A 26,277-nucleotide genomic window follows, 5' to 3' on the forward strand; every position below is an offset into this window, starting at 1 on the left:
GGCGGCGGATCAGGCGACGAGCTCGCCCTTCTCGGCTGCCGCCCCGGCGGTGGCCGCGGCGGGCTGCGGCCGGACGTCCCGCATGACGACGGCGGCGAGGACGGCAGCGGCGAGGACGCCGATCGCGCTGATGGTGAAGGTGGTCGATCGACATCGAGGTGGTGAAGGCGTCCCGGGCCGCCCGGACCAGGCCGCCGTCGCCCCCGGCCACCTCCAGCGCACCGCCGATCGAGTGCTTCGCCGCCTCGGGGGCGTTCGCCGGCATCTGCCGGGTGAAGCCGCTGGTCAGGAGCGAACCGAGGATGGCGATGCCGAGGGCCGTACCGGCCTGCTGGATGGTGTCGTTGAGGGCGGAGCCGACGCCGGCCTTCTCCTGCGGGATGGTCCCCATGAGGGCCCCGACCGCGGCGGGCATCGCCAGACCCGCGCCGAGACCGAGCAGGCCGAGGGCGACGGCGGGGACGGTGAAGCCCGTGGTGGCCGACACGGTGGCCAGCAGGCCGAAGGCGGCGGCCATGGCGACCATGCCGGTCAGCACCAGGAGGCGGTTGCCCACCTTCGCGGCGAGCCCGGCCCCGGCGCCGTTGCCGATGAGCGCGGCGACGGCGAGCGGTACGAACGCGAGACCGGCCTTGACGGGCGAGTAGCCGAGGACGAACTGCAGGTACTGGGTGAGGACCAGCAGCAGGCCGCCGTTGCCGATCTGCACCAGCGTCAGCGAGAGCGAACCACCGCTGAAGTTGCGGTGCTTGAAGAGCGCCAGCGGCACCATCGGCGAGGGGGTGAGGTTCTCCCAGACCACGAACCCGGCCAGGGCGACGACCGCGACGCCCAGGGTGACGGCGGAGCGGCCGTCGAAGGCACCGTGCTGCGGGATCTCGATGATCCACCAGATCAGGGCGGTCATGCCGACCGCCGACAGCACCGCGCCCAGCGGATCGGGCTTCTGCCACGGTCCCTTGGACTCCGGCATGAGGGTGAAGGCGGCGAGGACGGCCAGGACGACGACCGGGACGTTGATGAAGAAGATCGAGTGCCACGAGAAGTGGTCGATCAGGACGCCGCCGAGCACGGGGCTGCCGACCAGGCCGAGCATGGACACCGCGCCCCAGGCGGCCATCGCCCTGCCGCGTTCCTCCTCGTCGAAGACGGTGATGAGGATCGACAGGGTCGAGGGCATGATCAGCGCGCCGCCGACGCCCATCGCGGTGCGTGCGGCGATGACTTCGCCGGGCGTGGTGCAGTAGGTCGCGGCCAGCGACGCCACCCCGAAGAGCAGGAGGCCGATGACCATGACCTTCCGACGGCCGAAGCGGTCGCCGAGGCTTCCGGCGGTGAGCAACAGCCCCGCGAAGACCAGGATGTAGGAGTCGAGTATCCACTGGGTGTCCTGGGCGCTCGCACCGATGTCGGCGGTCATCGACGGCACCGCGACGGTCAGGGCCATGCTGTCGACGACCAGGACCAGTGTGCTGAGACAGAGCACGATGAGGATCCACCAACGACGTGGGTTGCGGGCTTCCATGGGACGTCCTTCCGGGCTGAGCACACCGTTCCTTCGTTGCGCACACTGTACGCATTGCGGAACAGTGTGCGCAAGAATCGAGATGTGTACGCTGGATGCGAACGATGTGCGCAGAAGAGGAGTCCTCATGACCGCCAAGAGCGACGCGAACGCGATCCCGTCCGTGTGGGCCCGTCAGCAGCGAGAGGCGCAGCAACCCGCGCTGAACCGGGCCGCGATCGTCCGCGAGGCGGTGCTCGTGCTGGACGCCGACGGCATCGACGCGCTCAGCATGCGCAAGCTCGGCGCCCGGCTGAAGGCGGGCGCGACCTCCTTGTACCGGCACGTCGCGACCAAGGAGGAGTTGATGGAGCTGGCCGTGGACGAGGTCTGCGCCGAAATCCTCGTCCCGTCACCGCAGCGCGCGCGGGAGGACTGGCGCACGGCCGTCAGCGAGGCCGCCCTGTCCTTCCGCGGTACGGCCCTGGACCACCCCTGGTTGGCCTCGGTCCTCGGCCAGGCGGGCCTCGCCTACCTGGGCCCGAACCTCATGTCCTTCTCCGACCGGCTGGCGGCGCTCTTCGCCGCCGCCGGATTCCCGGAGCCGAGCCGTGCGATCGACACGGTCCTGGGCTACGTCATCGGCATGAGCACCACCGAGGCGGCGTGGTTGACCACCGTCGCGCGCTCGGGCGAGACCGAAGCCGGATTCGTCGCCCGCCTCATGCCCGCCGCGCGGGTGGCGGTGGCGGACCACGAGCACCTCACCGAGGCCTACGCCCCGGTCGAGGACGTCGACCCCGCCGAGATCCGCGAGGTCAAGTTCGCCTACGGGTTGGAGGTCGTCCTCGACGGCCTGGCGCTGCGGCTGCCGCCGGCCGCGTAACGCACCACCGCTCCCCGGACGGCCGCGACCCCGCGCGCCCGCACCCCGGACGACCGCGGAGGTCGCCGGGGAGCGGCGGGCGCCGCCGGATCAGACCCCTACGGGAGCGGGGGCGGCAGCGGTTTCATCGGCCGAGCCGGTCGTCCCGGTCGGGGTGGTCGCACCGGCTGCCGGGGTCGCCGCGGCAGCCTGCTCCGGTGTCCCGGGCCGGGGCGCGGAGTACATGACCGAACCCTGCTTGTTCTCCTTCTCGATGAGCCCCTTCTTGGCGAGGAGCTCCAAGGTGTTGCGCACCACCTGGGTGGAGGCGGGGCGCTCGGGGTGTGCCTGCGCCAGTTCGCCGGCGACCTCGCTGACCATGCGGGGTTCCGCGGCGCTGACGAGGAGGGCCAGGACGAGTTCGCGCCGCGGGGGCTCCGTGGCGCCGGTCGCCGCAGCCGTCGCGGGCTCCTTCTGGGCGCTCGCCTTCGCCGCCTTCTCGGTGCTCGCCTTCGCCGCGGGCGCCGCGGTCTTGCGCGCGGGGGTCTTGCGCGCCGTGGACTTGGCCGGGGTGGCGGCCTTGGTCGGAGCGGCGACCTTGGCCGGGGTGGCGGCCTTCGAGGGCGCGGTGGTCTCCGTGACGGCGGCGGTGTCCGCCACCACCGGGGCCGGGGCGGGGGTCTTGGCCGCGGTCTTCCTCGGGCGTGCCGTCTTGGTGGCCGCCTTGCCCGCCGTACCCGCGGTGACCGCGGTGGCCTTCTTCGCCGTCCGGGGCCGGGGAACGACCGTGGTGTCGGCGTCCGGTGTCACGGGTGCCGGTGCCACCGGCGCCGCGGGCAGTGTGCCCTGCATGCCGGAGAGCCAGCCCTCGTCGGACTTCAACTGCGCCAGGCGAGCCCCGAGATCCGTGAGCTGCGCGGTGATGGTTTCCTGTTCCTTGCGGTTGACTTCGAGATCTGCGGCGAACCGCTGCGCGTACACGTTGTGGATGGGCGTGCTGTCGGGCTCGTCGGCCATTGCGGCTCACTCTCCTCGTACCTCACGGTGTTGCTGCCAGATGCTATGCGCCATCGGACACCCGCAGTTCCTTCCCCGTAAACTTCGTCGCACTCCTCCGGCGGCCTGCACGCATGAGTGGGGGGAACGTAGCCTGCCTCGGGTGAAGAAGACCGTGACGTACGTCGAGATGACCGACCGGAGCCGGCTCGTTCCCGGCACACCGGCCCCGGGCATGGCCCTGGTCGCCGTCGCAGGGGACCTGTCGCCGGTCTCCGACGTGATGGCCAGGATCGGGGCGCCGTACCACTGGCGCAGTGCCCGGCGCGGCCCGCAGGAGTGGCGGGCGTGGTTCGTCGAGCACCCGGAGCGCACGTGTTGGCTGCTGACCTTGGCGGACGAGCCGGCCGGCGCGGTCTGCTACGACGTCCACCCGGACGGCGACGTGGAGATCAGGACGTTCGGGTTGCTGCCGGAATTCACCGGCAAGGGTCTCGGCGGTCATGCGCTGACGCTCGCGATCCGGCAGGCGTGGGACATGGTCCCGGGGGTGCGCAGGGTGTGGCTGCACACGTCCTCCGCGGACAACGCGAACGCGTTGCCCAACTACCACCGTCGCGGGTTCCATACCTTCAAGGTCGAGGAGGAGGACGCCTGAGACGGGACCGGACCGGTCGGATCAGCCGATCGGGTCCCCCTGGGCGTCCTCGCTCATCGTCGGGCGCATCGACTTCATGGCGGAGCGGTGCGGCTCCGCCTCGGCGAGGGCCGCGAGCCGCTCACGGCCAGCCGAGGCGGATAGGGGCGAAGTTCCCTGCCTAGAAAGGGAGTTGATGAGGTGTCGGCGGCGACTTGCCTCACTGTTCGGGGATCCGGCCGCACAGCCAGTTGCCCGGCTCCGCCGGATCGTCACTGATCCAGAACTGCTGCCACAGCGTGGCGAATTCCGCGCGGTCGAGGTGCCCGTCGCCGTTCAGGTCGAGCCGCTCGAAGACGCCCGCCACGTCGACGGGGCGGCCGTTCCACGTCTCGACGAGCCGGTGGTGCTCCTCGGGGGAGATGCGGCCGTCGCCGTTCGTGTCCACCGCGTCGAAGACCGTGTGCGCGGTCGCGGTGACGTCGGCCACCATGGCGGGCAACCGGTCCACGAGGGACAGCAGCTCGGCCATGTCGACCGCGCCGTCGCCGTTCGCGTCCCCGGCCTCCAGCAGCGCCGCCCACCACCCCATCAGCAGGGCCTCCACCCGCGCGCGCAGCCCCGTACCGGCCCCCACGCGCGGGAGCAGGCTCCACCGGGCGACGAGCGCCCTGAAGTCCTCCTCGCGCAGGTAGCCGTCCCCGTCCGCGTCGAACGCCGCGAACATCCCCCGGAGCTTGCGCTCCTGAAACGCACTGGCCATGAGCGGCCTCCCTCGTCGCCGAACGCATCGTGAACCCGTCGTACCCTGCCCACCGCCCCGGGCCGGTGGGCAGCGCGTCACTCTAGGGCGGGGTGCACCCGCGTTCCCAGCGGCACATGCATGCGAAGGGTCACCCGCGGGGCGGCGGGGTGCCGACGCGCGCAGCGGGCACGGGATACCGTGCCGGTCATGTCGGAACGCACAGCGCGCGACGTCGGCCCGGCCGGCATCGACCTCGCCTACGAACGCTTCGGCGCCCCCGGTGCGCCGCCCGCCGTCCTGATCATGGGAGCGGGAGCGCAGATGATCAACTGGCCGGAAGGGTTCTGTCGGGAGTTGGTCGACCGCGGCCTCCAGGTGATCCGGTTCGACACCCGGGACAGCGGCCGCTCGACGCACTTCCCGGACGCGCCCGTGCCGGACTTCCCGGCGGCCCTGGCGGGTGACCTCTCGACGGCGTCCTACTCGCTCTCCGACCTGGCGGCCGACACCGTCGGCCTGCTCGACGCGCTCGCGCTGACCGAGGTGCACCTCGTCGGATCCTCCCTGGGCGCGATGATCGCCCAGATGATCGCGATCGAGCATCCGGACCGGGTGCGGTCACTGACCTCGATGATGGCCACGACCGGGGAACCGGGTGTGGGGGTGGCCGATTTCTCGCTCTTCGCCGGGCTGGGAGGGCCGCCGCCGGACCGGGAGGGGTTCGTGCGGTGGCAGGTGCGGGCCCTGCGCCTCGCCGCGTCGCCCACCCTCCCGTTCGACGGGCCCGCCGCGGCCGAGCGGGCCGGACGGGTCTTCGACCGCGGTTACGACGCGCTCGGCATGCAGCGCCAGGGCCTCGCGGTCGTGGCCACCGGCGACCGGACCTCGCGGCTGCGGTCCCTGCGCGTGCCCACCCTCGTGGTGCACGGCGCCCGCGACCTCGTGTGCGACGTCAGCGGTGGTCGGGCCACGGCCGCCGCCGTCGCGGGGGCCGAACTCGTGGTGCTGGAGGAGATGGCCCACCACCTGCCGCAGGAGCTGTGGCCCGAGGTCGCCGGCCTGATCGCCGACCACGTCCACCGCGCCGAGGCCGGTGCCGTACGGGCGCCGCGCGGGCCGGGGAACTGACACAGTCGCGACCGCGACGTGGACCCGCGCGATCCCCGCGCCGAGAATCGTCTGCAAGCGGTGATCGTAGCTCTCTGGTGACGGGCGCATTCGCCGTGTAGCTTCTGTTCCAGCTGTCGTGGTTCGCAGTTCCTGCCCGCGCCCTGGCGTGGGCGTTTTGCTGTGCAGTGCCGGACCAGGGCGATCACCTCCGGGTCCGCGCGGTGCGGATCCGACATCGACTGAGAGGCATCATCATGGCCAGCGGAACCGTGAAGTGGTTCAACTCCGAAAAGGGCTTCGGCTTCATCGCGCAGGACGGCGGCGGCCCCGACGTCTTCGCGCACTACTCCAACATCAACTCCACGGGCTACCGTGAGCTGCAGGAGGGCCAGGCCGTGACCTTCGACATCACGCAGGGCCAGAAGGGCCCGCAGGCGGAGAACATCACCGCCGCCTGATCTGCGCGGAACCGTCCGCCCGCCCCGGAGTCATGGACCCCGGGGCGGGCGGAGTGCTGTACGGCGACGTCCCGTAGGAATGATCACGGCGCATCCGGGGTAGCCGCGTCACGTGATCACCGTCGGCGTCGAAGAGGAGTACGTCCTCCTGGACCCCGCCACGGGGCTGCCCGCACCCCTGGGCGAGGAGGTCCGCCGGGCCGCCGGCCTCGGCGCGGTCGCGGACCCCGACGAGGTGCAGGACGAGCTGCTCCAGGCCCAGGTCGAGGTGGCCACCGCCGTGTGCACGAGCCTGGCGGAGGTCGGGGGCCACTTGCTGCGCCTGCGGCACGCCGTGGCCTCGGCCGCCGAGGACAGCGGCTGCCGGATCGCGGCCACGGGCGCCGCGCCGCTGCGGGGCCCCCTGCCCGTACCCGTGACGCAGACGCCGCGCTACCTGCGGATCGGGGGCGCGGCCCGGCAACTGGTCGACGAGCACCTCATCTGCGGGATGCACGTCCATGTGGCGGTTCCCGATCCGCTGACGGGCATCGCGGTGCTGAACCGGATCCGCGGCTGGCTGCCGACGCTCCTGGCCATGTCCGCCAACTCGCCCGTGTGGGAGGGCCGGGACACCGGGTTCGCGAGCTGGCGCACCATCGTCTTCGGCCGCTGGCCCGTCAGCGGTCCGCCGCCCGCCTTCGCCGACGCCGCCGACTACGAACGGCGCCTGGAGGCCCTGGTGGCCGCCGGGGTGATCGCCGACCGGGGCCAGGTGTACTGGCAGGCCCGGCTGTCCGACCGCTACCCCACCGTCGAGGTGCGCTGCCTGGACGTCCAACTGCGGGCCGACGACGCGGTCATGCTCGCCGGGATCGTCCGCGCCCTGGTCGCCACGGCGATCGCCGAGGAGGAGGCCGGCGCCCCGTCGGCGACGCTGGATCCGGAGCTGCTGCAAGCGGGCACCTGGCACGCGGCCCGGTACGGGCTGAACGGCACGCTGACGGACCGGGACGGGCGCCCGCACAGCAGCGGCGACACGTTGTGCTCGCTGCTGCGCCACATCACCCCGGCCCTGGAGGCCGCGGGCGACCTCCGCCAGGTGAGCGCCCTCATCCACCGCCTCCTGCGCGAAGGCACCCCCGCCGACCGGCAGCGCCGCGCACTGGCCGAAGCCGGCCTGCCGGGCCTCATCGACCTGATCACCGCGGCGGGGGCCGGAAGCTAGTGCCGCGTCGGGCAACGTTCGCCGGCACACCTGTGATCCGACGATCAACATCCTTCATACGCGCGCTTCATACGCGCGCGGCATGCTCAATGCCGGACCCCACAACGCGGGGGCCGATTCTCCGTAGCCCGCTCGTACGCGTGAGCGTCCCGCGCCGCCGATACGCTCCCGAAGAGGGCACCTCGAACCAACACACCCACCAGGGCACACCGCCCAGGGCGCACCCACTCGGCACCAGCGGAACGGACCCCACCCCTTGAGCCTCCGGCAGATCGACCCGAAACAGCGCGGCTTCCTGATCGTCAACTCCCACCCCACCGGCTCCGCCGAGACCGTCGAGCGGATGTGGGAGCGGATCCCGGCCCGCAGCGACGGCAGCAGCCCGGTGGTGCTCCTCCTGGGCCACAGCGCCGGATACGGCCTGGCCACCCTCCTCACCGGCCTGCGCCAGCACGGGATCCGGGGCGTCGGCGTCGCTTTCGAAGGCGCCGAGACCGAGCGCCGCACCGCCACCGCCGGTTGGTACCGCACCGCGGCCGCCGCCCGCCTCGTCGAAGAGGCCGGCAACGACTTCCTCTTCGTCAACACCGACGCCTTCTCCGACGCGGGCAAGGCCGAGGTCCTCGACCTGGTCGAGGAACGGTTCGGGCAGGTCGACCACCTGATCTACAGCCTCGCCGCGCCCCGCCGCACCGACCCGGCCACCGGCACCGTCCACCACTCGGTGATCAAGCCGCTCGGGCAGCCCTACCAGGCCCCCGCGCTCGACTTCTCCCAGGCCGCCCCCGCGGTCACCAGCATCCGCCTGGAACCGGCCACCGAAGCGGAAGCGCACGACACCGTGCAGGTCATGGGCGGCGCCGACTGGCGGCTGTGGGTCCGCGCGCTCGCCGCGCGTGCGCTGCTCGCCGAGCGCTTCACCACCGCCGCGCTCACCTACATCGGCTCCGAACTGACCGCCCCGGTCTACCGCCAGGGCACCATCGGCGCCGCGAAGGAGCACCTGGAGAACACCGCCGGCGAGCTGAACGAGACGGTGCTGGCGGGCGCGCAGCGCGCCTTCACCGTCGTCGCGGGCGCCGCCGTCACCCAGGCCTCCAGCGCCATCCCCTCCATCGCCCTGTACACGGCCTTCCTCCACACCGTCCTCGGCGACGGCTTCCGCACCACCGCCCAGCAGGCGGAGGACCTGTGGGACCAGCTCACCGGCACCACGGCACGCGTCACCGACGAGCAGGGCCGCATCCGGCTCGACGGCTGGGAACTCGACCCGAAGGTCCAGGACCTGGTCCGGGAACTGTGGGCCGACCCGCACGCCGGATTGGCGCGCTCGCCCGAAGGCGCCGCCTGGTTCATGGCCCAGCTGCGCGAACTGTACGGATGGGGCCTCGACGGCGTGGACTACGGCCGCCCCGACCAGACCACCGTGAGCTGGCCCGTGCCCGCGCCGCGGAAGACCGGCTGAGAGGGCCCGTAACGCCGAGCCGGAGCGGTCGGCGGGGCTCGTCCGGGTGGTCGCCGGCGGCCAAACGGGTCAATCGGGCCGGTGCCGTGGTGGGCCGCGGCCCGGGACGGGCCATCGTGAGCCGGTCCGGCTCACGGGCGGGCCCGGAGGTCCGCCGGTCTTCTCCCGTGCGAGGGTTCATGGCGGCGTTCCTCATCGTGGCGTGCCTGCTGTTCGCGTGGTCCGTGACCGCGGAACGGCTCGCCCGGTGGAGCGTGACGGCTCCCCTCGCCTTCGCGCTCGCGGGCGCGTTCCTCAACAGCGGCGAGGCCCCGTGGGTGCAGGAGAACCTGAGCCAACACGGCTTCCAACGGGGCGTCGAGGTGGTCCTCGCCCTGCTGCTGTTCCTGGACGCCTGCGAATCCACCGAGTACCACCGGCTGAAGACCACGGCGGGCGAGTGGCGCCTGCTCGGGATCGCCCTGCCCCTCACCATCGCCGTGGCCACGCTCATGGGAGCCGCGCTGTTCCCCGACACCGGGTGGTGGCTGCTGCTCGTCACCGCGCTCGTGGTGATGCCCATCGACCTCGCGCCCATCTCGACGCTGCTCGCCGACGAACGCGTACCCCTGCGGGTCCGCGCCGCCCTCAATGTGGAGGGCGGTCTGAACGACGGGCTGATCTCGCCCCTGTTCGTCTTCGCCGTCGCCCACGTCACCGCGGCCGGCAACAGCGGTGTGGGGGCGCTCGTGTGGCGGGTGGTGCGCGAGTCCGCGACGGCCGTCCTGGTCGGCGCCCTGTTGGGAGCGGGGGCCGCCTGGCTGGTCAGGCGCGCCCTCGCGGCGCAGTGGGCAACTCCGGAGAGCCTGCGCCTGGCCACGCTGGCGGTCCCGTTCCTCGTCTTCACGGCGGCCGTGCTCGCCCACGGCAACGGATTCGTCGCGGCCTTCGTCTCCGGAGTCTGCTACGCCCCGGCCGCCCGCGCGCTCGGCCACGCCAATCTCTCCCTCGTCCACCACGTCGGGCAGGTGCTCGCCTTCGCGGTCTGGTTCGTCCTCGGCGGCCTGACGATCGACCAGTTCGCCGACGGGATCGGCCTGGCCGAGCTCGGCTACGCCCTGCTGGCCCTCACCGTGGTCCGGTTCCTGCCCGTCATGCTGTCCCTGACCGCCACCGTGCTGACGGTGCCCGAGCGCGCGGCCGTCGGCTGGTTCGGGTCCCGGGGCGTGACCTCGATCGTGTTCGCCACCCTGGCGGCCGGACAACTGCCGCCCGAGGAAGCCGACTTCGTCGTCACCGCGATGTGCGCGACCGTCCTGCTGAGCGTGCTCCTGCACGGACTGTCCGTCCGCCCGATCGCGCTCGCCTTCGCCCGCAGGGCGACTGGGAGCCGGGCCGTCAGCAGGGGGACGAAGGGCCCTTCTGGCGCGTGAGGTCGGCATTGGACATCCAGCCCGCGCTGGTCGAGCCGTCCAGGCGGACGTACGTCCACTTGTCGCCGTCCGCGTTCACCACGTAGCAGAAGTAGCGGAGCTTGGTGCCGCTCCTGGCGGGCGAGGCGTCGGGGCACCGCTCGTACGGGCCCGTTTCGAGGTGGACGTCGCCGGCCGTGTAGCCGTAGGTTCCCGGCTTCGGGTCCTTGTGGCTCCAGCCACTGCAACTGGTGGACGCGGGGCCGGGTTTGGTCGTCGCCGAGGACGGGGTGCGGCGCGGGGAGGCGCTGGCCGACGGCTTCTTCTTCGGGCTCCGGGTGGGGGAGGCGCTCGGGGTGGCCGCGCCGTCCGTCGCCGTGCCCGCATCCGGCCGGCCGGTCGTCGAGGAGGTGTCGGCGCCCCCTGCCGCCCGCCCGCCACCGCGCCCGCCGCCCTGTCCCGCGGACAGGGCGTAGGCCACGCCGCCGGCCCCGAGCACGGCGACGGCCGCGAGGACCGTCACGGTACGGGTGCGACGCCGGGCCCGCGCGGTGTCCCCGGGGGTGTGCCGGGTACCGGTCGGCGATCCGCCGGGCGCCGGGTGCCCGGCGTTCGGGGGCTGTGCGTACGACGGCTGCGCGTACGAAGGCTGCGGCTGTGACGGCGGTGCGTACGCAGGCTGCGCGTACGTCGGCCGGGGGTGCGGGGGCGCGTACGGCTGGGGGTGGGGCTCGGAGAGCACCGGCGGCGGACCGAACGAGCCGGTGGTGGGAGCCGACGCGCCGACGGGCGGGGGCACGGCGGCGGGCACGGGGTGCGCCGGCCGGCCCGCCGCCACCTGGTCGAGCATCGCCCCGGCCTGGGCGGCGGTCGGCCGCTGCGCCGGGTCCTTCGCCATCAGTGCCCGCAGCACCGGCATCAGCGGCCCCGCCCGCCGGGGCTCGGGGAGCGGTTCGCCGACGATCGCGGAGAGCGTCGACCACGCGGAGGTGCGGCGGAAGGCGACGGTGCCCTCCACCGCCGCGTACAGGGTCATGCCCAGCGACCAGATGTCCGCCGGGGGTCCCGGCTCCTGACCCTGGGCGCGCTCCGGCGGCAGGTAGTCGAGGGAGCCGATGATCTGGCCGCTGCGGGTCAGCTTGGACGCGGCCTCGTCGTCGGTGGTGTCCATGGTGGCGATGCCGAAGTCCGTGAGCACCACCCGGCCGCCGCGCTCCAGCAGCACGTTCCCCGGCTTCACGTCCCGGTGCAGGACGCCCGCCCGGTGCGCGGCGTCGAGGGCCCGCATCAGCTCGGCCCCGATCGCCGCCGCCTCGCGCGGATCCAGCGGGCCGCGCTCGGAGAGCACGTCGTCGAGGGACGGGCCGTCGACGAGTTCCATCACGATGACCGGCAGCCCCTGGTCCTGCGTGACGTCGTGCACGGTGACCACACCGCGGTGCCGGATCCGGGCCGCGGCCCGGGCCTCGCGCTGCATCCGGGTCCGCAGATCGGCCAGCTCCGGCGCGCCGGCGTCGGTGTAGGCCCGCAGGATCTTGACCGCGACCTCACGGCCCAGCAGTTCGTCCAGCGCGCGGGCGACCACGCCCATGCCGCCGCGGCCGATCATCGCGGTCACCCGGTAGCGGCCTCCCAGCAGCCTGCCGACCAGCTCGTTGTCGTTCGCTTCCCCCGTCGGCACCGCACGCCCCGTTCACAACCCGCTCGTCGATCGGCCCTCGCCGCCCTCTGCCGCGGACAAGAGTAGACGCTACGGCGCCACCTCACCCGGCGCTGTCGCCGGGCCCGTCGGCCGCGGCTCCGAACCACGCGGGCAGGTGGTCCAGCAGGTCCCGCTGGTCGTCGCCCACCCACGCCACATGGCCGTCCGGCCGCAGCAGGACCGCGGGCGCACCCCCTTCCCCGTCGAGGTCGAGGTCGAGGCCGTGGTCGACGACGTGGTCGACGCGGTCCGCCCAGCCGGCCACCGAGAGCCGCCCGGTACGGTCGAGCAGGAGTCCGCGCCCTTCGTGCATCAGCTCGTAGAGGCGGCCGCGCTCCAGCGGCACGTCGCGCATCCGGCGGCCGACGAGTGCGTGGCCCCCGCCGAGGTCGTAGGCGACGTCGACCGCGGTGATCATCCCCGTCACGTACCGGTTCACCTCCTCGAAGTCCATCAGCGCGGAGAACAGCCCGCGCAACGCGGTCGCGCCCGGGTCGCTCCCCAACAGGGTCATCTGCGCGCGGGTGTTGTCCAGGACGCGGGCAGCCACCGGGTGCCGCTCCTCGTGGTAGCTGTCCAGCAGCCCCTCCGGGGCCCAGCCGTCGACCGCCGCGGCCAGCTTCCAGCCGAGGTTGAAGGCGTCCTGCACGCCGAGGTTCATCCCCTGCCCGCCGGTCGGCGGGTGGACGTGCGCCGCGTCGCCGGCCAGCAGCACCCGGCCGACCCGGTACCGCTCGGCCTGCCGGGTGGCGTCGCCGAAGCGGGACAGCCAACGCGGCGCGCGCACGCCGAAATCGGTGCCCGCGACCGCCCGCAGCCGATGCCGGAAGTCCTCCAGGGTCGGCGCGGCCGTCCGGTCCTCGGACACCCCGTCCGCGGGCACGACGACGCGGTGCGTCCCGTCGTCGTTGGGGGAGACGCCGAACCGCAACTGGGTCCTGCGGACGTCCTGGACGACGGCGCTGATCGTGGCCGGATCCGCGGTCACCTCCATGTCGCCGATCAGCGTCTCGACGGTGGCGGGCACCCCGGGGAAACCGACGCCGAGCCGTGCGCGCACCGTGCTGCGCCCGCCGTCGCACCCGACGAGGTAGCGCGCGCGCAGCCGCGCGCCGTCCGCCAGCTCGACGGACACCCCGTCCTCGTCCTGGTCGAGCCCGACGACCTCGCAGCCGCGCCGGATCTCGGTGCCGAGCTCGCGGGCCCGCTCGTCGAGCAGCCGCTCGGTGACCGGTTGCGGGACCCCGATCCCGTACGGGTGCGCCGTGTCCAGCCGCTCGGGCCACGCCTTCACGACGCCGCCGAACAATCCGCCGACGCTGAACTTCTCGCCGACCGCCAGGAAGCGCTCCAGTAGACCGCGTTGGTCCATCAACTCGACGCTGCGCGCGTGCAGGCCCTGCCCGCGCGACTCCCCGGTCGGCTCGGCCAGCTTCTCCACCACCAGCACGCGCACCCCGTGCAGCCGCAATTCGGCGGCCAGCATCAAGCCGGTCGGTCCGCCGCCGACCACGATCACGTCTCTCATCGCAATGCCCGTTTCTGCAGGTCCTGGCCTTGGTCGGCCATTTTGCGACGAGGGCGGGGCCTTGCCGCAAGCCCCCTGGTGCGCTATACCTTGGGAAGGGCGAGGAGTTGAACTCCTTGCCCTTCGTCGTGCCCGGGGCTCAGGCGTCCACGGGCTGCCAGGCCGGACCGTCCCCTTCGCGCAGGACCCGTCCGAAGACCACGTCCGCCAGGTGGACGCCGAAACCGATCGTGTCGGGCTCCGCCAGCTCGGCGACGAGGCGGTGGCGGTGGTCGGCGGTGCGCTCCGGGTCGTGGTCGAAGGCCGAGGACCAGTCGGGGCGGTCGATCTGGATCGGCGAGTGCAGGGCGTCGCCGAAGGCGATCAGCCGCCGCCCGCCGCCGGTGATGACGTACTCGGCGTGCCCGACCGTGTGCCCGGGGACGATCCTCACGTGCACGCCGGGGAAGACCTCCTGGCCGTCCTCGACCGTACGCACGTGCGGCGCGAGGGCCGCGACCTGCTCGGCCATGCCCTGGTCCGCGAGGAGGTCCCGCCCGGCCCACTCCGGTCCGGAGAGCAGGTACGCGGCGCCGGTGAAGACGGGCAGGTCGCTGCCGGGGACCCGGTGGCACGCCCAGCCGAGGTGGTCGGAGTGCAGATGGGTGAAGGCCACGGCTTCGATGTCCGACGGAGCACGGCCGAGCTCGGCCAACCGGTCCAGGAGCTCGCCGCCCCGGATCCGGGCGATGGGGCCGTCCGGCACCTCCTGCTCCTGCGGGCCGAAGCCGGCGTCGATGAGCAGCGCCCGACCGCCGTGCTCCACGAGCAGGGCGCCGACGCTCCCGACGAGGTGGCCCGTGGCGTCCAGGTATTCGGGGTGCGCGTCCCACACCTCGGCCGTGGTGTCCCCGAGCAGTTCGAGCGGCCGCACCCGTACGGCGCCGTCCGGCACGTACGACACCTTCGTGTCCCCCAGCTGGAGGGAACGGATGCGCGACGGTCGGTTCAGTCGGCCGGCTCGTACCACGGTCGTCTCGGTCATGAAGTCTCTCCTGGTGGTGGCCCGGTGGTCCGGGTGGTGGGGTCGGTCGCCCCGTGGTTCGGGGCGACGGCGCAACCATAAGCATCAAGTTTGAATCATTCAAGCTGTAATTATGTTGTCTTGATGGACTTGCTAAAGTGGTGGCATGACGACGTCCCGCGAACCCGAGGCCAGCGCCGAGCGTCAGTTGTGCGGCCTGGTGAACGGACTGGCGCAGCGGATCGCCGAGCACGTGCGGGCGTGTGCGGGCACCCTGGGCCTGACCGCGTCCCAGGCGGCCGCGCTGCGGGAGATGAGCGGGCCGATGACCATGCGGGAGCTGGCCGAACGCATGTGCTGCGAGCCGTCCAACACCACCTTCGTCGTCGACAAGCTCGAAAAGCAGAGCCTGATCGAGCGCCACCCGCACCCCACCGACCGCCGGGCCAAGCACCTCGTGCTCACGGCCTCGGGGACCGCGCTGCGGGCCCGGCTGCAGGAACTCCTCGCCGTGGACTCCCCGCTCGCCGGGCTGAGCCCGCAGCAGCAGCGGGTCCTCCACGGCCTGCTGGAGCAGGTCGTCACCGGAGAGGGCAGGTGCTAGCGAGGGGCCCGGCACGGCGATCACGGCACGGAACAACGGGAACGGCACACGGGGGAAGTCCAGGCATGAACGCAACGGCATCGCGACGCGGAGAGGGGCCGGCCGACGCGTCGTCGCCCGTCAGGATCGGCGCGCTCGCGCCGCTGACCCGGCCCGGCTGGGTCGAGGCGGGCCGGCACCTGCTCGCCGGACTGGAGCTGGGCGTCCGCGAAGCGAACGACGCGGGCGGGATCGCCGGTAGGCCCCTCGACCTGGTGGTCCGGGACACCGCGGCCGATCCCCAGCGGGCCGTGGCGGCCGTGGACGAGTTCGCCGCGCTGGGCGTGGCCGCCGTGGCGGGGGAGTACCACAGCGTCGTCGCCCGCGCCGCCGCCGCCCGGGCGGACGCCCTCGGCCTGCCGTTCCTGTGCTCGTCGGCGGTGCTCGACGCGCTCACCGAAGGGCCGACGGACCGGGTAGCGCGCCTCGCCCCGCCGCAGTCCCGCGGCTGGCGGCTCTACGCGGACTTCCTCCTCGGCGCGGGACACCGGCGCATCGCCGTGGCGACCCAGCCGAGCGTCTACTGGGCCTCCGGGGTCCGCATCCTGCGGGAGCGCCTCGCGCCCCGCGGCGGCGCCGTCGTCGAACTGGACGCGGGTGGGCTCACCCCCGCGGCGGTGTGCGACGCACTCGCCGCCGAGCGGGCCACGGCCCTCCTGTTGCTGGTCGGAGTGCCGGATCCGGCCGTGCCGATCGTCCGGGCCGTCCGCCGGGACGCGCGACTGGGCGAGGTCCTGATCGGCGCCCCGGCCGGGCAGCCGGAGTTCGCGGGCTGGGCGACGCAGCTGGGCGACGACGGAGCCGCGGTCCCGTTCCTGCGCTACCTGCCCGAGCGCCTCGGCCCGCTCGGGGCGCGGGTCGAGCGGGCCCTGCGCGAGCGGTTGGGCGAAGCGCCCTCCTTCGTCGCCTTCGAGGGCTACGACACGATCGCCGTCCTCGCCGAGGTGCTGCGCTCCCACGGCCCGGACCGCACGCGCACCGCCGGGTCCTGGCCGCACGTGGCGGTGGAGGGCACCCGCGGGAAGATCGACTTCTCCCGGCTGCCGGGCATCGGCGTCTGGCAGTGGGACGGCCCGCCGATCCAGGTCGTGGACCGGGATCCGGCGGAGCCCGGCCGCTTCCGGATCCTGCACACCGGCTGAGCGGGCGGCGTACGCGGGCCCCGGACCGGCGCGTCCGGCGCGGCCGGCATGTCCGGGGCGCCGGTCACGCGAGCGGTGGCTCCGGGCGCTCGCCCGCCCACGGACGGGCCGCCTCCAACTGCGCCGCGACCCGCAGCACGCTCACCTCGTCGTCGCGCCGGCCCACCAACTGCACGGCGAGCGGCAGCCCGTCCGCGCCGCGGCCCGCCGGAAGGGAGGCGGCCGGGTGGCCGGTGACGTTCCACAGCGCCGTGTAGGCGATCATCGGGCGCGCCCGGACGAGCGCCGTCAGCAGCCCGGCCCCGTCCAGCGCGCCGACCGGGCGCGGGCGCCCGGCGATGGTCGGGGTCAGCAGCAGGTCCATGGTGGTGAACATCCGGTCGGCGCGGGCAGCCAGCCGCTCACCCGCCAGGATCCCGCGCTCCACGGCGGACTCCGGGACCGCCCGGGCGAGCGCCAGGACGTGCCGGGTGCGCCGCTCCAGCAGCTCCGGCCGCTCGACGGCGGCGGCCTCCGCCCGCACGCCGCCGCAGAACTGGGCGACGAAGGGGGCCGTCGCGTCCGGGTAGCGGGGGCGCACCTCCCGTACGTCGTGGCCCAGTTCGCGCAGGGCCCGTACGGTCTCCAGCAGGGCCGCGACGTGTTCCGGATCCGGTCGCACACCGGGCACGGCGGGCGTGGCGCTGTAGCCGACGCGCAGCCGGCCGGGCGCGGTGTCCAGGTCCCGCAGCCAGTCGGTGGCGGCGGGCCGGGCGCTCCAGCGGTCGGTGCGGGTCGAACCGGCGAGCACGTCGTAGAGCAGCGCGGAGTCGCGCACGGTGCGGGTCAGCGGGCCCACCGTACCGAGGGCGTACCAGAGGTGCGGGTGCGGAGCGGTGGAGACCCGGCCGCGCTGCGGTTTGAGGCCGAACAGCCCGCAACAGGCGGCCGGGATGCGGATGGACCCGCCGCCGTCACCGCCGAGGGCCGCCCCGACGAGCCCGGCCGCGACGGCCGCGGCGCTGCCGCCGCTGGATCCGCCGGGGGTGCGGGTGGTGTCCCAGGGGTTGCGGGCGTGCCCGTGGGCGGCGGATTCGGTGAAGGGCCACTGGCCGAACTCGGGCATCGTCGTCTTGCCGATCACGACGGCTCCGGCGGCGCGCAGGCGGCGCACGGCCTCGCAATCGGCCGCGACGGGCGTGCGGTTGGCGGCGCTGCCGAAGCCGGTGACCTGTCCGGCGACGTCCAACTCGTCCTTGACGGCGACGGGTACGCCGTGGAGCGGGCCGTCCCCGCGCCGCGCGTCGCGGGCGTCCGCCTCGGCCAGGGCCCGCTCGGCGAGGACGACGCGGAAGGCGCCGAGGGCGGGGCCGTGGCGCGCGACGCGGCGCAGCGACGCTTCGACGAGCGCACGGGAGGTGACCTTGCCCGTGCGCACCAGCTCGGCCTGGCGCTCGACCCCCAGGAACATCAACTCGGCGTCGTCCCGGTCCTGTCGCCCGGCCGCGTCCCCGTCCCGCTCCCCGCCCAGCGCGCCGTTCGAGCCCACGCCCATGGCCGCCACCCCTTTCCCCTACCTACGAGTAACTCCGGGTAAGGCTGGTGCCCCGTCGCGCGCACGTCAAGCACCGTCCACGGCGCGGGTGACGGGGGCGCGGTCAGGGGCGCTGCCAGGGGCGGGCGTTACCATGCCACCCGACGTGCCCGAATACGCCGCCTCCCGCCGAGGAACCCCGCATGCAGCACACGCCCGACGCCCCCTTCCAGCTCCTCCCCGGCGCCGCCGCCTCGCCGGTCCTCCTGCACGTGCCGCACTCCTCGCGGGTCGTGCCCGGCTCCGTCCGCGCCGACATCGTGCTGGAGGACGGCGCGCTGGAGCGGGAGTTGGACCACATCACCGATTCCCACACCGCCGAGATCGCCGCGGCCGCGGCGGCCCTCTGCGGCCTCACCCCGTGGCGGTTCGTCAACGGCCTGTCCCGTCTGGTCGTCGACCCCGAGCGCTTCCCCGACGAGCGCGAGGAGATGCTGTCCGTGGGCATGGGCGCGGTGTACACGCGGACCACCCACCGGGAGGCCCTGCGCCCGGACGGGTTCGACGGGACGCCGTTGGTCGACCGCTACTTCCACCCGTACGCGCGGGCGATGACGCGGGCCGTGCGGGACCGGCTGGAGGCCGTCGGGCGGGTTGTGATCATCGACGTGCACTCCTACCCGAGCGCGCCCCTCCCCTACGAACTCCACGGCGCGGGGAGCCGACCGCCGATCTGCCTGGGCACGGACCCCTTCCACACCCCGGCCGGGCTGCTCGCCGAGGCCGAGAAGGCCTTCGCGGGCTTCGGCGGCACGGGACTCGACAGCCCCTTCGCCGGCACGTACGTACCGCTGGAGCACTACGGCCAGGACGCCCGGGTCGGCGCACTGATGGTGGAGATCCGGCGGGACGTCTACATGACCGAGCCGGGCGGCCCCGCCGGTCCCGGTCTCGGCGCACTGGCGGTGGCCCTGGCGCGCCTCGTGGACGCCCTGCGACCGTGACGGCGGCGCCCCGGGGCGCGCCGAGGCGGCCGGGCGGGGGACCGGGGACCCCGACCATCCGGTCACGGTCCCGGTCCCCGTGGGCACCCGTCAGGCGAGGTCGAACCGGTCGAGGTTCATCACCTTGTCCCACGCGGCCACGAAGTCGCGCACGAACTTCTCCCCGGCGTCCGCGGACGCGTAGACCTCCGACAGGGCGCGGAGCTGGGCGTGCGAACCGAAGACGAGGTCGGCGGCGGTGGCCGTCCACCGGGGCTTGCCCGTCGCGCGGTCGTGGCCCTCGAAGACGTTCTCCGCCGTCGCCGACGCCTTCCACTCCGTGCCCATGTCCAGCAGGTTGACGAAGAAGTCGTTGGTCAGCGTCTCCGGCCGGTCGGTCAGGACGCCGTGCGGGGACCGCCGGAAGCCGGTGTCCAGGGCGCGCATGCCGCCGGTCAGCACCGTCATCTCGGGTGCGGTGAGCGTCAGCATGCTCGCGCGGTCCAGCAGCAGGGTCTCCGGTGACAGCTTCTCGCCCGCCCGCAGGTAGTTGCGGAACCCGTCCGCGCGCGGTTCGAGCACGGCGAAGGACTCCACGTCGGTCTGCTCCTGCGTGGCGTCCGTGCGCCCCGGTGCGAACGGGACCGTGACCTCGTGCCCGGCGTTCCTGGCCGCCTGCTCGACCGCCGCGCAACCGCCCAGGACGATCAGGTCGGCGAGCGAGATCCGCGCACCGCCGGCCTCCTGCCGGATCCCTTCGAGGCGCCGCACCGTCTCGGCCACCTCGGGCTGGGCGTTGACCTCCCAGTCCTTCTGCGGCGCGAGCCGGATCCGGGCCCCGTTGGCCCCGCCGCGCTTGTCGGTGCCGCGGAAGCTCGCCGCCGACGCCCAAGCGGTGGTGACCAGTTGGGAGACGGTGAGCCCCGAGGCGAGGACCGCGGCCTTCAGGGCGGTGACGTCCGCGTCCGAGACCAGCGGGTGGTCGACCGCGGGAACGGGGTCCTGCCACAGCTGCGGCGCCGGGGTCCACGGACCGAGGTAACGCGAGAGGGGTCCCATGTCGCGGTGCAGGAGCTTGTACCAGGCCTTGGCGAAGGCGTCCGCGAGGGCGGCCGGGTCCTCGTGGAACCTCTTCGCGATCGGCGCGTAGACCGGGTCGAACTTCAACGCGAGGTCCGTCGTCAGCATCATCGGCGCGTGCGTCTTCGACGGATCGTGCGCATCGGGCACGGTGCCCGCCGCCGCCGGATCCGTGGGTGTCCACTGCTGCGCGCCGGCCGGACTGGTCGTCAGCTCCCAGTCGTAGGCGAAGAGGTTGTCCAGGTAGCCGTTGTCCCAGGTCGCGGGCGCGGAGGTCCACGCGCCCTCCAGCCCGCTGGTCAGCGCGTCGACGCCCGAGCCGCTGCCGTAGGTGTTCTGCCAGCCGAGGCCCTGCTGCGCCATCGGGCAGCCCTCGGGCTCCGGGCCGATGTACTCGGCGCCGACCGCGCCGTGGCACTTGCCGAAGGTGTGCCCGCCGATGATGAGGGCGGCCGTCTCCTCGTCGTTCATGGCCATGCGCGCGAACGTCTCGCGGATGTCCTTGGCGGCGGCCAGCGGATCCGGATTGCCGTTGGGGCCCTCCGGATTGACGTAGATCAGCCCCATCTGTACGGCGCCGAGCGGGCCGGAGAGCTCCCGGTCGCCGCTGTAGCGCTCGTCGCCGAGCCAGGTGTCCTCGGGGCCCCAGAAGATCTCCTCGGGTTCCCAGATGTCCTCGCGCCCGAAGCCGAAGCCGAAGGTCTTGAACCCCATGGATTCCAAGGCGCAGTTGCCGGCGAAGACCAGCAGGTCGGCCCAGGAGACCTTCCGGCCGTACTTCTGCTTGACGGGCCAGAGCAGCCGGCGCGCCTTGTCCAGGCTCGCGTTGTCCGGCCAACTGTTGAGGGGCGCGAAGCGCTGGGCGCCGGCCCCGCCACCGCCGCGGCCGTCGGCGATGCGGTACGTTCCCGCGGAGTGCCAGCTCATCCGGATGAAGAGCGGCCCGTAATGGCCGTAGTCGGCGGGCCACCAGTCCTGCGACGCCGTCATGACCGCGAAGACGTCCTGCTTCAGGGCGTCGAGGTCCAGCGTCGCGAACTCGCGCGCGTAGTCGAAGTCTTCGCCCAGCGGGTTGGAGCGGGACGAATGGTGATGGAGGACCTGGAGGTCGATCTGTTCCGGCCACCAGTCCCGGTTCGACCTGGGGCGGGTCGAGGTGGGGGCAGGGGCGGGGATGACTGGGTTCTCGCTGTCGCTGCCGGACACGTCGTCCTTCTTCCTGATTCTCGGTGTTTCCCTCGGCCGGCTGCCGGCCGCTTCGCACGCCGCCGACGATCGAGCGCGCATCGGCGTCCGTATGGTCGCGTACCGCGCCCCGCACCGCGGCGAGAACACGCAGGACGCCGCCGCATCTCCACCGGTCACCACACCGGCACCACACGTGTCGGCACACCGGCCGCCCTCGGCTCCCGTACCGGTGCGATCATCGGGCCCTGACCGACCTCGATTTCGTACCGCACGACGGAGCCCTCGCGCTCACCAGCGGGAGCGCGTCGCGGCGATGCCCGTGAGGACCGCGGCGAGCCCCTCCTCGAATCCGGTGTCCCGGTCACGGAACATGGCCGGGCCTGCCTCGGTCGTCAGCGGGTAGTCCGTGAGGCGTGCGGCGCGGGCGTCGAGGTCGTACCCCTCGCCGTCCGCGCCGGGCAGCGGCCCCATCGACTGTTCCTCGATCACGTACCCGATGGTGTAGCTGTACGCGGTGAACCATGCGCGGGCGGCCCCGGCGGAGCTGAAGCCGCCGTCGACCAGGGTGCGCAGGTGGGCTTCCATCGGGGCGGCGAAGCTCATGTCCGTGAAGTGCGTGCCGCTGTAGACCTTGGCGCCGTCGCGGTAGCGCAGCAGGTGGTCGCGCAGCCCGCGCATCGCGCTCTCCAGCGCCTCGTGCCAGTCGCGGGGCGGATCGACGGCCGTGGCCAGGTCCGCCGTCATCCGGCGGAACATCTCGGTGGCCATCTCGTCGAGCAGGGCCCGCTTGTCCTTGAAGTGCCAGTACAGCGCGGGCGCCTTGACGTCCAGTTCCTTGGCGATGGCCCGCAGCGTGAGCCCTTCGAGGCCCACCTCGCCGAGCAGGCGCAGGGCGGTGGCCGCGACCGTCGCGCGGTCGAGCCGGGCCCGCTCGGGCTTGGCTCCTCTTACGTCGGACGTCGCGTCCGGTTCTCTCGACACCTTGACAACTTAACAGCGTTAAGCACATTCTCGTAGCCATGACAGCACTTAACAGCGTTAAGGAGTCGGGGGCGCCCGACGTACTCGTCGTCGGCGCGGGCCCCACCGGACTGGCCCTCGCCCTCGACCTCACCCGCCGCGGCGTCCGCGCCCTGGTCCTCGAACGGGCCGACGCGCTCTTCCCCGGCTCCCGGGGCAAGGGCGTCCAGCCGCGGACCCTGGAGGTCCTCGACGACTTCGGGGTCGTCGACGCGGTGCTGGCCGACAGCGGCAACGCCCCCATGGGTCGGATCTGGCAGGGCGGAAACCCCGTCGGCGAGCACGACATGCTGGGCGACGGCGACATCGACGGGCCCACCGACGCCGAGCCCCACCGACGGGCCCGGTTGATCCCGCAGTGGCGCACGCAGGAGATCCTCTTCGCGCGCCTCACCGAGATCGGCGGCCGGGTCGCCTTCGGCGTCGAGCTGATCGGCCTCGACCAGGACGCCGACGGAGTGGACGCGCACCTCGCCGACGGAGCCACCCTGCGCGCCGCCTATCTGGTCGCCGCCGACGGAGGGCGTTCCACGGTGCGCAAGGCCCTCGGCATCGCGATGACCGGCCAGGGCGGTGCGAGCGTGGCCCCCGACCCGATGGTCGTCGCCGACGTCCGGCTGCGTCCCGGCGCCCTGGACCGCGACCACTGGCACGTCTTCCCCGGCGCGGACGGCGCCTTCGCCGCGATCTGTCCGCTCCCCGGCACCGACGACTACCAACTCGTCGCCCGGACCGACGACCTCGACGTCCCCGCGGTGGTCGCCGCCCTCACCCACCTGAGCGCGCGGGACGTCACCGAGGTCCGCTGGGCCTCCGACTTCCGGCCGCGCGCGGCCATGGCCGATCGCTTCCGCACCGGCCGCGTCCTGCTCGCGGGCGACGCCGCCCACGTGCACTCCCCGGCGGGAGGGCAGGGGCTCAACACCAGCGTCCAGGACGCCTACAACCTCGGCTGGAAGCTCGGCCAGGTGCTGCGCCACGGCGCGGATCCGGCGCTCGTCGACACGTACGAGCAGGAGCGCCAGCCCGTCGCCGCCCAGATGCTCGGCCTGTCGACCCGGATCCACCGCGGCGAGGAGGAGCGGGGCGAAGCCGGTCGCCAGCTCGGCCTCGGCTACCGGGGCGGCCCGCTCTCCGAGGGCTCGGCGGGCGCCCTGGAAGCCGGTGACCGGGCCCCGGACGGGCCGCTCCCGGACGGGAGCCGGCTCTTCGACCTGTTCCGGGGCCCCCACTTCACCCTGCTGGCCGTGGGTACGGACGCCGAACTGCCGGCCGTGGACGCCGAATTCGTCCTGACGCGGCGCATCGACGCCTACGAGCCGTACGGCAAGGGGATCTTCCTGGTCCGGCCCGACGGATACGTCGGCTGGGCGGGCGAGGAGCCGACCGGCCTGGCCCGCTACCTCGCCCGCTTCGGAGGCGCGGCACCCCGCGCGTGAGGGTCCTGCTCAGGCGCCGGACGGCACCCGGGACGGGCGGCCCGAGCCGCGCGTGAGGGAGTAACCGAAGAGGCCCGCGAGGGCGCCGAGCACGCCGCCCGCCGCGGTCCAGATCCAACGGTCGGTCCACCAGCCGCCGGACCAGCCGTCCTCCGGCTCGCGCAGCGACCCGGTCACCGTGGCGGGAACCAGCGGAGCGGCGAGCGAACCGTCCACCGCGGTGGCACCACCGGTCTCCGTGACCGCGGCCTCGACCGCGGCCCGTACCGGCAGACCGAGGTCCTCGGCAGGCAGGGCGGCGACCGTCAGGCGCACGTAGTAGCTCCCCGGCAGCGGATCGTTGGCCCACGGCTCCGCCGCGGCCCGGACGGTGCGCAGGGTGCAGGAGAGTTCGACCGAGGCGGCCTCCTTCGCCACCGCCCGGGACTGCGTCCCGTACGTGCACGCCTGCCGGCGGCGCAGACCGTCGTACACGTCGAGCTGCCAGGTCGCCGAGCCGTGCCGGGCGGCGGACTCGGGCAGGGTGACCGTGGTCCTCACGGTCACCCGCTGCTGCGCGTCGATGGGGAGCACCCAGTAGAGGTAGTCACCCGTGGACCCGGCCGCGGTGGCCTGCTGACCCGGACGGAACGCGGCGGCGGTACGGAAACTGGTCCCCGCCTCGGTCGGAGCGCTCGCCCCGGAAGCGTCCTTGCCGGACTTCTTGCCGGAACTCGGGCCGGCGACGGGGCCGGAGGGCGAGGGGGTGTCCGCCATCGCCGTCGCGGCCGTTCCCGCCACCGCGAGCGCGGCGGTGGCCGCCACGAGCACGGCGGTCAGTGTGCGTACGGTACGCATCAGTTGGTCCTCCAGACGGAGATGCGCCAGCGCGAGATCCAGCCCCACACCAGACCGGCCAGCAGCCCGGCGAGCACCAGCACGCCCAGCGACCACCAGCCGCGCCCGAGCCCGAAGGCGGCGGCGTCGGACGCCTCGTCGGGACCGTCCACCAGCTCGATGGCCAGCTCGACGGGCATGCCCGGGGCGGTCTTGACGGACGGCGCCGCGGAGAAGGAGTTGCTGACCTGGATGCACACGGTCTCGGCCGGCGGTTCGCCGTCCGCGCCCGCGTCGTCGACGTCGGCCTTCGGGTAGCGCAGGCCGGTCGAGAGCACGTCGGTGCGCCCGTCACCCGCCTCCGAACCCCGTACGATCTCCCGCCCGTGGACGGTCGTCGCCCGGAGCAGGACCCCGTAGTCGTTGTTGACGGCGCGGTCGGCGGCGATGCTCACCGAGGCCCGCAGTTCCTGCCCGGGACGGACGTCCACCCGGTACCAGCGGTGCTCGCCGAAGGTCTCGCGGTCGCTGTAGAGACCGGCCTTCAACTGCGGCGCCCCCTGGCACTGCTTCGCGCCCTCGGTGGCCACGGGGTTGACGACCGGATCGGCCGCCCGGTCGACCAATTGGCGCACCCGACCGGAGAGTTCCTCCTTGTGCTGCACCGCGGTATAGGTGCCGCCGGTGGCCTCCGCGATGCAGGTGAGCTGCGCGCGCGTCTTGGCGTCGGGCACCAGGCCGAGGGTGTCGATGGTGAGGTGGATGCCCTTGGCCGCGATGTCGCGCGCCACCTCGCACGGGTCGAGCGGGGCGCAGGTGTCCTCGCCGTCGGTGATGAGCACGATCCGCTTGGTGGCGTTGCCGCCCTCCAGGTCCTGGGCGGAGGCGAGCAGGGCCGGACCGATCGGGGTCCAGCCGGTGGGCGCCAGCGTGGCCACCGCGGTCTTCGCCTCGGTCCGGTTCAAGGGGCCCACCGGATAGAGCTGCTTGGTGTCCTTGCAGCCGAGCGCCTTGTCCTCACCGGCGTAGTTGGCCCCCAGGGTCCGTATGCCGAGCCGCACCTCGTCGGGCACGGCGTCGATGACCTCGTTGAAGGCCTGCTTCGCCGCCGCCATCCGGGACTGGCCGTCGATGTCGGTCGCCCGCATGGAGCCGCTGACGTCGAGGACGAGGTCGACCTTGGGCGGTTCCTTGGCCGTTGGTCCGTCTGCGGCGACGGCGCTCGCCGGGAAGAGCCCGACCGCCAGGGCGGCGAGCATGCCGCACGCCCCGATCGCCAGCCGTTTGCTTGTGATCATCGCCGGATCGTATTGAGGATCGCGCGCCAATCCAAAACGGGCTGCCGTGCGCGACGTTGCCGACAGGGTCGACCACCCGACGGGGCGGACCTCCGGTGACGGCCTAGGCGCGCTGGGGCCAGGTGGGGCCCTGCTCGGTCCAGACGACGCCCTTGTTGCGGCAGAGGCAGAAGGGGTGGCCGATGGGGTCGGTGTAGACGCGGAAGCCGTAGCCTTCGGGGTCGATGATGTCCCGCTGAAGGGTCGCGCCGAGGGCCAGGATGCGGGATTCCTCGGCCTCGATGTCGTCGACTTCGAAGTCGAGGTGGAACTGCTTGGGGTGCTCGTTGTCCGGCCACTGCGGGGCGCGGTAGTCCTCCACCTGGATGAAGGCCAGTTCGATCGAGCCGAACGCGATACCGGCCCAGTGCTCGTTGCTGTCCGCCTTGACCGGGAGCCCCGTCACCTCGGAGTAGAACGCTGCCAGCTTCATGGTGTCCGGGCAGTCGATGATGAAATCGGTGAGTTGCAGCATCCCGCGATCTTGCCACGAGATCGAACGAGC

At 73.3% G+C, this 26,277-nt stretch carries 22 protein-coding genes and 1 pseudogene; 11 read left to right on the top strand and 12 right to left on the bottom strand.

The genetic code is table 11. From position 1 onward, the window contains the following. Positions 1 to 9: 9 nt before the first annotated feature. Positions 10 to 1,525 (bottom strand): annotated as a pseudogene (locus ACIBEA_RS04030) (MFS transporter). Between the two features lie 127 nt (positions 1,526 to 1,652). Here ACIBEA_RS04030 and ACIBEA_RS04035 point away from each other — a divergent pair. Then, positions 1,653 to 2,390, top strand: coding sequence for a TetR/AcrR family transcriptional regulator (locus ACIBEA_RS04035; protein ID WP_399257647.1), 738 nt, complete (start codon positions 1,653 to 1,655; stop codon positions 2,388 to 2,390). A gap of 90 nt (positions 2,391 to 2,480) precedes the next feature. Here ACIBEA_RS04035 and ACIBEA_RS04040 read toward each other — a convergent pair whose 3' ends face one another. Next, a complete protein-coding gene (locus ACIBEA_RS04040; protein WP_399257649.1) occupies positions 2,481 to 3,386 on the bottom strand; it encodes a hypothetical protein in 906 nt (301 codons plus the stop codon). 142 nt (positions 3,387 to 3,528) lie between these two features. On the opposite strand from ACIBEA_RS04040, the gene ACIBEA_RS04045 reads away from it, so the two are divergent. Continuing rightward, the gene (locus ACIBEA_RS04045; protein WP_399257651.1) at positions 3,529 to 4,023 is read left to right on the top strand and encodes a GNAT family N-acetyltransferase; all 495 of its coding nucleotides are present in this window, start codon (positions 3,529 to 3,531) and stop codon (positions 4,021 to 4,023) included. A gap of 199 nt (positions 4,024 to 4,222) precedes the next feature. Here ACIBEA_RS04045 and ACIBEA_RS04050 read toward each other — a convergent pair whose 3' ends face one another. After that, positions 4,223 to 4,765, bottom strand: coding sequence for an EF-hand domain-containing protein (locus ACIBEA_RS04050; RefSeq protein ID WP_399257653.1), 543 nt, complete (start codon positions 4,763 to 4,765; stop codon positions 4,223 to 4,225). Positions 4,766 to 4,954: 189 nt separating this feature from the next. On the opposite strand from ACIBEA_RS04050, the gene ACIBEA_RS04055 reads away from it, so the two are divergent. From ACIBEA_RS04055 to ACIBEA_RS04075, 5 genes are all read left to right on the top strand, one after another. Then, positions 4,955 to 5,875 (top strand): alpha/beta fold hydrolase, encoded by a 921-nt coding sequence (locus tag ACIBEA_RS04055; protein WP_399257655.1) that lies wholly within the window; start codon positions 4,955 to 4,957, stop codon positions 5,873 to 5,875. 236 nt (positions 5,876 to 6,111) lie between these two features. Beyond that, positions 6,112 to 6,315 carry a cold-shock protein gene (locus ACIBEA_RS04060; protein ID WP_328929665.1) on the top strand — a complete coding sequence of 68 codons (204 nt, stop codon included), beginning with the start codon at positions 6,112 to 6,114 and terminating at the stop codon, positions 6,313 to 6,315. Positions 6,316 to 6,427: 112 nt separating this feature from the next. Beyond that, on the top strand, positions 6,428 to 7,522 hold the full coding sequence (locus ACIBEA_RS04065; protein ID WP_399257657.1) for a glutamate--cysteine ligase: 1,095 nt from the start codon (positions 6,428 to 6,430) through the stop codon (positions 7,520 to 7,522). 256 nt (positions 7,523 to 7,778) lie between these two features. After that, positions 7,779 to 8,987 (top strand): enoyl-[acyl-carrier-protein] reductase FabV, encoded by a 1,209-nt coding sequence (locus tag ACIBEA_RS04070; protein WP_399257659.1) that lies wholly within the window; start codon positions 7,779 to 7,781, stop codon positions 8,985 to 8,987. Positions 8,988 to 9,166: 179 nt separating this feature from the next. Further along, a complete protein-coding gene (locus tag ACIBEA_RS04075; protein WP_399257661.1) occupies positions 9,167 to 10,399 on the top strand; it encodes a cation:proton antiporter in 1,233 nt (410 codons plus the stop codon). On the opposite strand, the gene ACIBEA_RS04080 is transcribed toward ACIBEA_RS04075, so the two are convergent. The 3 genes from ACIBEA_RS04080 to ACIBEA_RS04090 all read right to left on the bottom strand — a co-directional run bounded on the left by ACIBEA_RS04080 (position 10,365) and on the right by ACIBEA_RS04090 (position 14,632). Then, positions 10,365 to 12,059 carry a protein kinase gene (locus ACIBEA_RS04080; protein WP_399257663.1) on the bottom strand — a complete coding sequence of 565 codons (1,695 nt, stop codon included), beginning with the start codon at positions 12,057 to 12,059 and terminating at the stop codon, positions 10,365 to 10,367. The two genes, ACIBEA_RS04075 and ACIBEA_RS04080, sit on opposite strands and share 35 nt — an antisense overlap. Positions 12,060 to 12,141: 82 nt before the next feature. Next, positions 12,142 to 13,608 carry a rifampin monooxygenase gene (gene rox, locus ACIBEA_RS04085; protein ID WP_399257664.1) on the bottom strand — a complete coding sequence of 489 codons (1,467 nt, stop codon included), beginning with the start codon at positions 13,606 to 13,608 and terminating at the stop codon, positions 12,142 to 12,144. 139 nt (positions 13,609 to 13,747) lie between these two features. After that, positions 13,748 to 14,632, bottom strand: coding sequence for an MBL fold metallo-hydrolase (locus tag ACIBEA_RS04090; RefSeq protein WP_399257665.1), 885 nt, complete (start codon positions 14,630 to 14,632; stop codon positions 13,748 to 13,750). Between the two features lie 145 nt (positions 14,633 to 14,777). On the opposite strand from ACIBEA_RS04090, the gene ACIBEA_RS04095 reads away from it, so the two are divergent. Further along, positions 14,778 to 15,215, top strand: coding sequence for a MarR family winged helix-turn-helix transcriptional regulator (locus ACIBEA_RS04095; protein ID WP_399257667.1), 438 nt, complete (start codon positions 14,778 to 14,780; stop codon positions 15,213 to 15,215). Between the two features lie 65 nt (positions 15,216 to 15,280). Continuing rightward, positions 15,281 to 16,396, top strand: coding sequence for an ABC transporter substrate-binding protein (locus tag ACIBEA_RS04100; protein WP_399257669.1), 1,116 nt, complete (start codon positions 15,281 to 15,283; stop codon positions 16,394 to 16,396). A gap of 64 nt (positions 16,397 to 16,460) precedes the next feature. Here ACIBEA_RS04100 and ACIBEA_RS04105 read toward each other — a convergent pair whose 3' ends face one another. Next, positions 16,461 to 17,930: an amidase gene (locus ACIBEA_RS04105; protein ID WP_399257671.1), complete on the bottom strand. Its 1,470-nt coding sequence runs from the start codon at positions 17,928 to 17,930 to the stop codon at positions 16,461 to 16,463. A 182-nt stretch (positions 17,931 to 18,112) separates the two neighbouring features. Here ACIBEA_RS04105 and ACIBEA_RS04110 point away from each other — a divergent pair, with 182 nt between their 5' ends. Further along, a complete protein-coding gene (locus ACIBEA_RS04110) occupies positions 18,113 to 18,913 on the top strand; it encodes an N-formylglutamate amidohydrolase (RefSeq protein ID WP_399257673.1) in 801 nt (266 codons plus the stop codon). A gap of 90 nt (positions 18,914 to 19,003) precedes the next feature. Here the strand turns inward: ACIBEA_RS04110 and katG are convergent, their stop codons facing one another. Continuing rightward, a complete protein-coding gene (katG, locus tag ACIBEA_RS04115; RefSeq protein WP_399257675.1) occupies positions 19,004 to 21,178 on the bottom strand; it encodes a catalase/peroxidase HPI in 2,175 nt (724 codons plus the stop codon). A 270-nt stretch (positions 21,179 to 21,448) separates the two neighbouring features. After that, complete coding sequence (locus ACIBEA_RS04120) at positions 21,449 to 22,141, bottom strand: TetR/AcrR family transcriptional regulator C-terminal domain-containing protein (RefSeq protein WP_399257677.1); 693 nt, start codon at positions 22,139 to 22,141, stop codon at positions 21,449 to 21,451. Between the two features lie 38 nt (positions 22,142 to 22,179). Here ACIBEA_RS04120 and ACIBEA_RS04125 point away from each other — a divergent pair, with 38 nt between their 5' ends. Further along, positions 22,180 to 23,619, top strand: a complete 1,440-nt coding sequence (locus ACIBEA_RS04125) for an FAD-dependent monooxygenase (protein WP_399257679.1) — start codon at positions 22,180 to 22,182, stop codon at positions 23,617 to 23,619. A 9-nt stretch (positions 23,620 to 23,628) separates the two neighbouring features. Here the strand turns inward: ACIBEA_RS04125 and ACIBEA_RS04130 are convergent, their stop codons facing one another. From ACIBEA_RS04130 to ACIBEA_RS04140, 3 genes are all read right to left on the bottom strand, one after another. After that, a complete protein-coding gene (locus tag ACIBEA_RS04130) occupies positions 23,629 to 24,456 on the bottom strand; it encodes a hypothetical protein (protein ID WP_399257681.1) in 828 nt (275 codons plus the stop codon). Further along, positions 24,456 to 25,733, bottom strand: coding sequence for a VWA domain-containing protein (locus ACIBEA_RS04135; protein WP_399257683.1), 1,278 nt, complete (start codon positions 25,731 to 25,733; stop codon positions 24,456 to 24,458). Before ACIBEA_RS04135 ends, ACIBEA_RS04130 begins: the two co-directional genes overlap by 1 nt. Positions 25,734 to 25,836: 103 nt before the next feature. Continuing rightward, the gene (locus ACIBEA_RS04140) at positions 25,837 to 26,247 is read right to left on the bottom strand and encodes a VOC family protein (RefSeq protein WP_399257684.1); all 411 of its coding nucleotides are present in this window, start codon (positions 26,245 to 26,247) and stop codon (positions 25,837 to 25,839) included. Positions 26,248 to 26,277 lie beyond the last annotated feature (30 nt).

Source organism: Streptomyces sp. NPDC051555 (assembly GCF_044454405.1).
Classification (GTDB): Bacteria; Actinomycetota; Actinomycetes; order Streptomycetales; family Streptomycetaceae; genus Streptomyces.

Coding starts and splice junctions, on each gene's coding strand:
- ACIBEA_RS04035 (WP_399257647.1), top strand. CDS start 1,653: ATGACCGCCAAGAGCGACGCGAACGCGATCCCGTCCGTGTGGGCCCGT.
- ACIBEA_RS04040 (WP_399257649.1), bottom strand. CDS start 3,386: ATGGCCGACGAGCCCGACAGCACGCCCATCCACAACGTGTACGCGCAG.
- ACIBEA_RS04050 (WP_399257653.1), bottom strand. CDS start 4,765: ATGGCCAGTGCGTTTCAGGAGCGCAAGCTCCGGGGGATGTTCGCGGCG.
- ACIBEA_RS04055 (WP_399257655.1), top strand. CDS start 4,955: ATGTCGGAACGCACAGCGCGCGACGTCGGCCCGGCCGGCATCGACCTC.
- ACIBEA_RS04060 (WP_328929665.1), top strand. CDS start 6,112: ATGGCCAGCGGAACCGTGAAGTGGTTCAACTCCGAAAAGGGCTTCGGC.
- ACIBEA_RS04075 (WP_399257661.1), top strand. CDS start 9,167: ATGGCGGCGTTCCTCATCGTGGCGTGCCTGCTGTTCGCGTGGTCCGTG.
- rox (WP_399257664.1), bottom strand. CDS start 13,608: ATGAGAGACGTGATCGTGGTCGGCGGCGGACCGACCGGCTTGATGCTG.
- ACIBEA_RS04090 (WP_399257665.1), bottom strand. CDS start 14,632: ATGACCGAGACGACCGTGGTACGAGCCGGCCGACTGAACCGACCGTCG.
- ACIBEA_RS04095 (WP_399257667.1), top strand. CDS start 14,778: ATGACGACGTCCCGCGAACCCGAGGCCAGCGCCGAGCGTCAGTTGTGC.
- ACIBEA_RS04100 (WP_399257669.1), top strand. CDS start 15,281: ATGAACGCAACGGCATCGCGACGCGGAGAGGGGCCGGCCGACGCGTCG.
- ACIBEA_RS04105 (WP_399257671.1), bottom strand. CDS start 17,930: ATGGGCGTGGGCTCGAACGGCGCGCTGGGCGGGGAGCGGGACGGGGAC.
- ACIBEA_RS04110 (WP_399257673.1), top strand. CDS start 18,113: ATGCAGCACACGCCCGACGCCCCCTTCCAGCTCCTCCCCGGCGCCGCC.
- ACIBEA_RS04125 (WP_399257679.1), top strand. CDS start 22,180: ATGACAGCACTTAACAGCGTTAAGGAGTCGGGGGCGCCCGACGTACTC.
- ACIBEA_RS04130 (WP_399257681.1), bottom strand. CDS start 24,456: ATGCGTACCGTACGCACACTGACCGCCGTGCTCGTGGCGGCCACCGCC.
- ACIBEA_RS04135 (WP_399257683.1), bottom strand. CDS start 25,733: ATGATCACAAGCAAACGGCTGGCGATCGGGGCGTGCGGCATGCTCGCC.
- ACIBEA_RS04140 (WP_399257684.1), bottom strand. CDS start 26,247: ATGCTGCAACTCACCGATTTCATCATCGACTGCCCGGACACCATGAAG.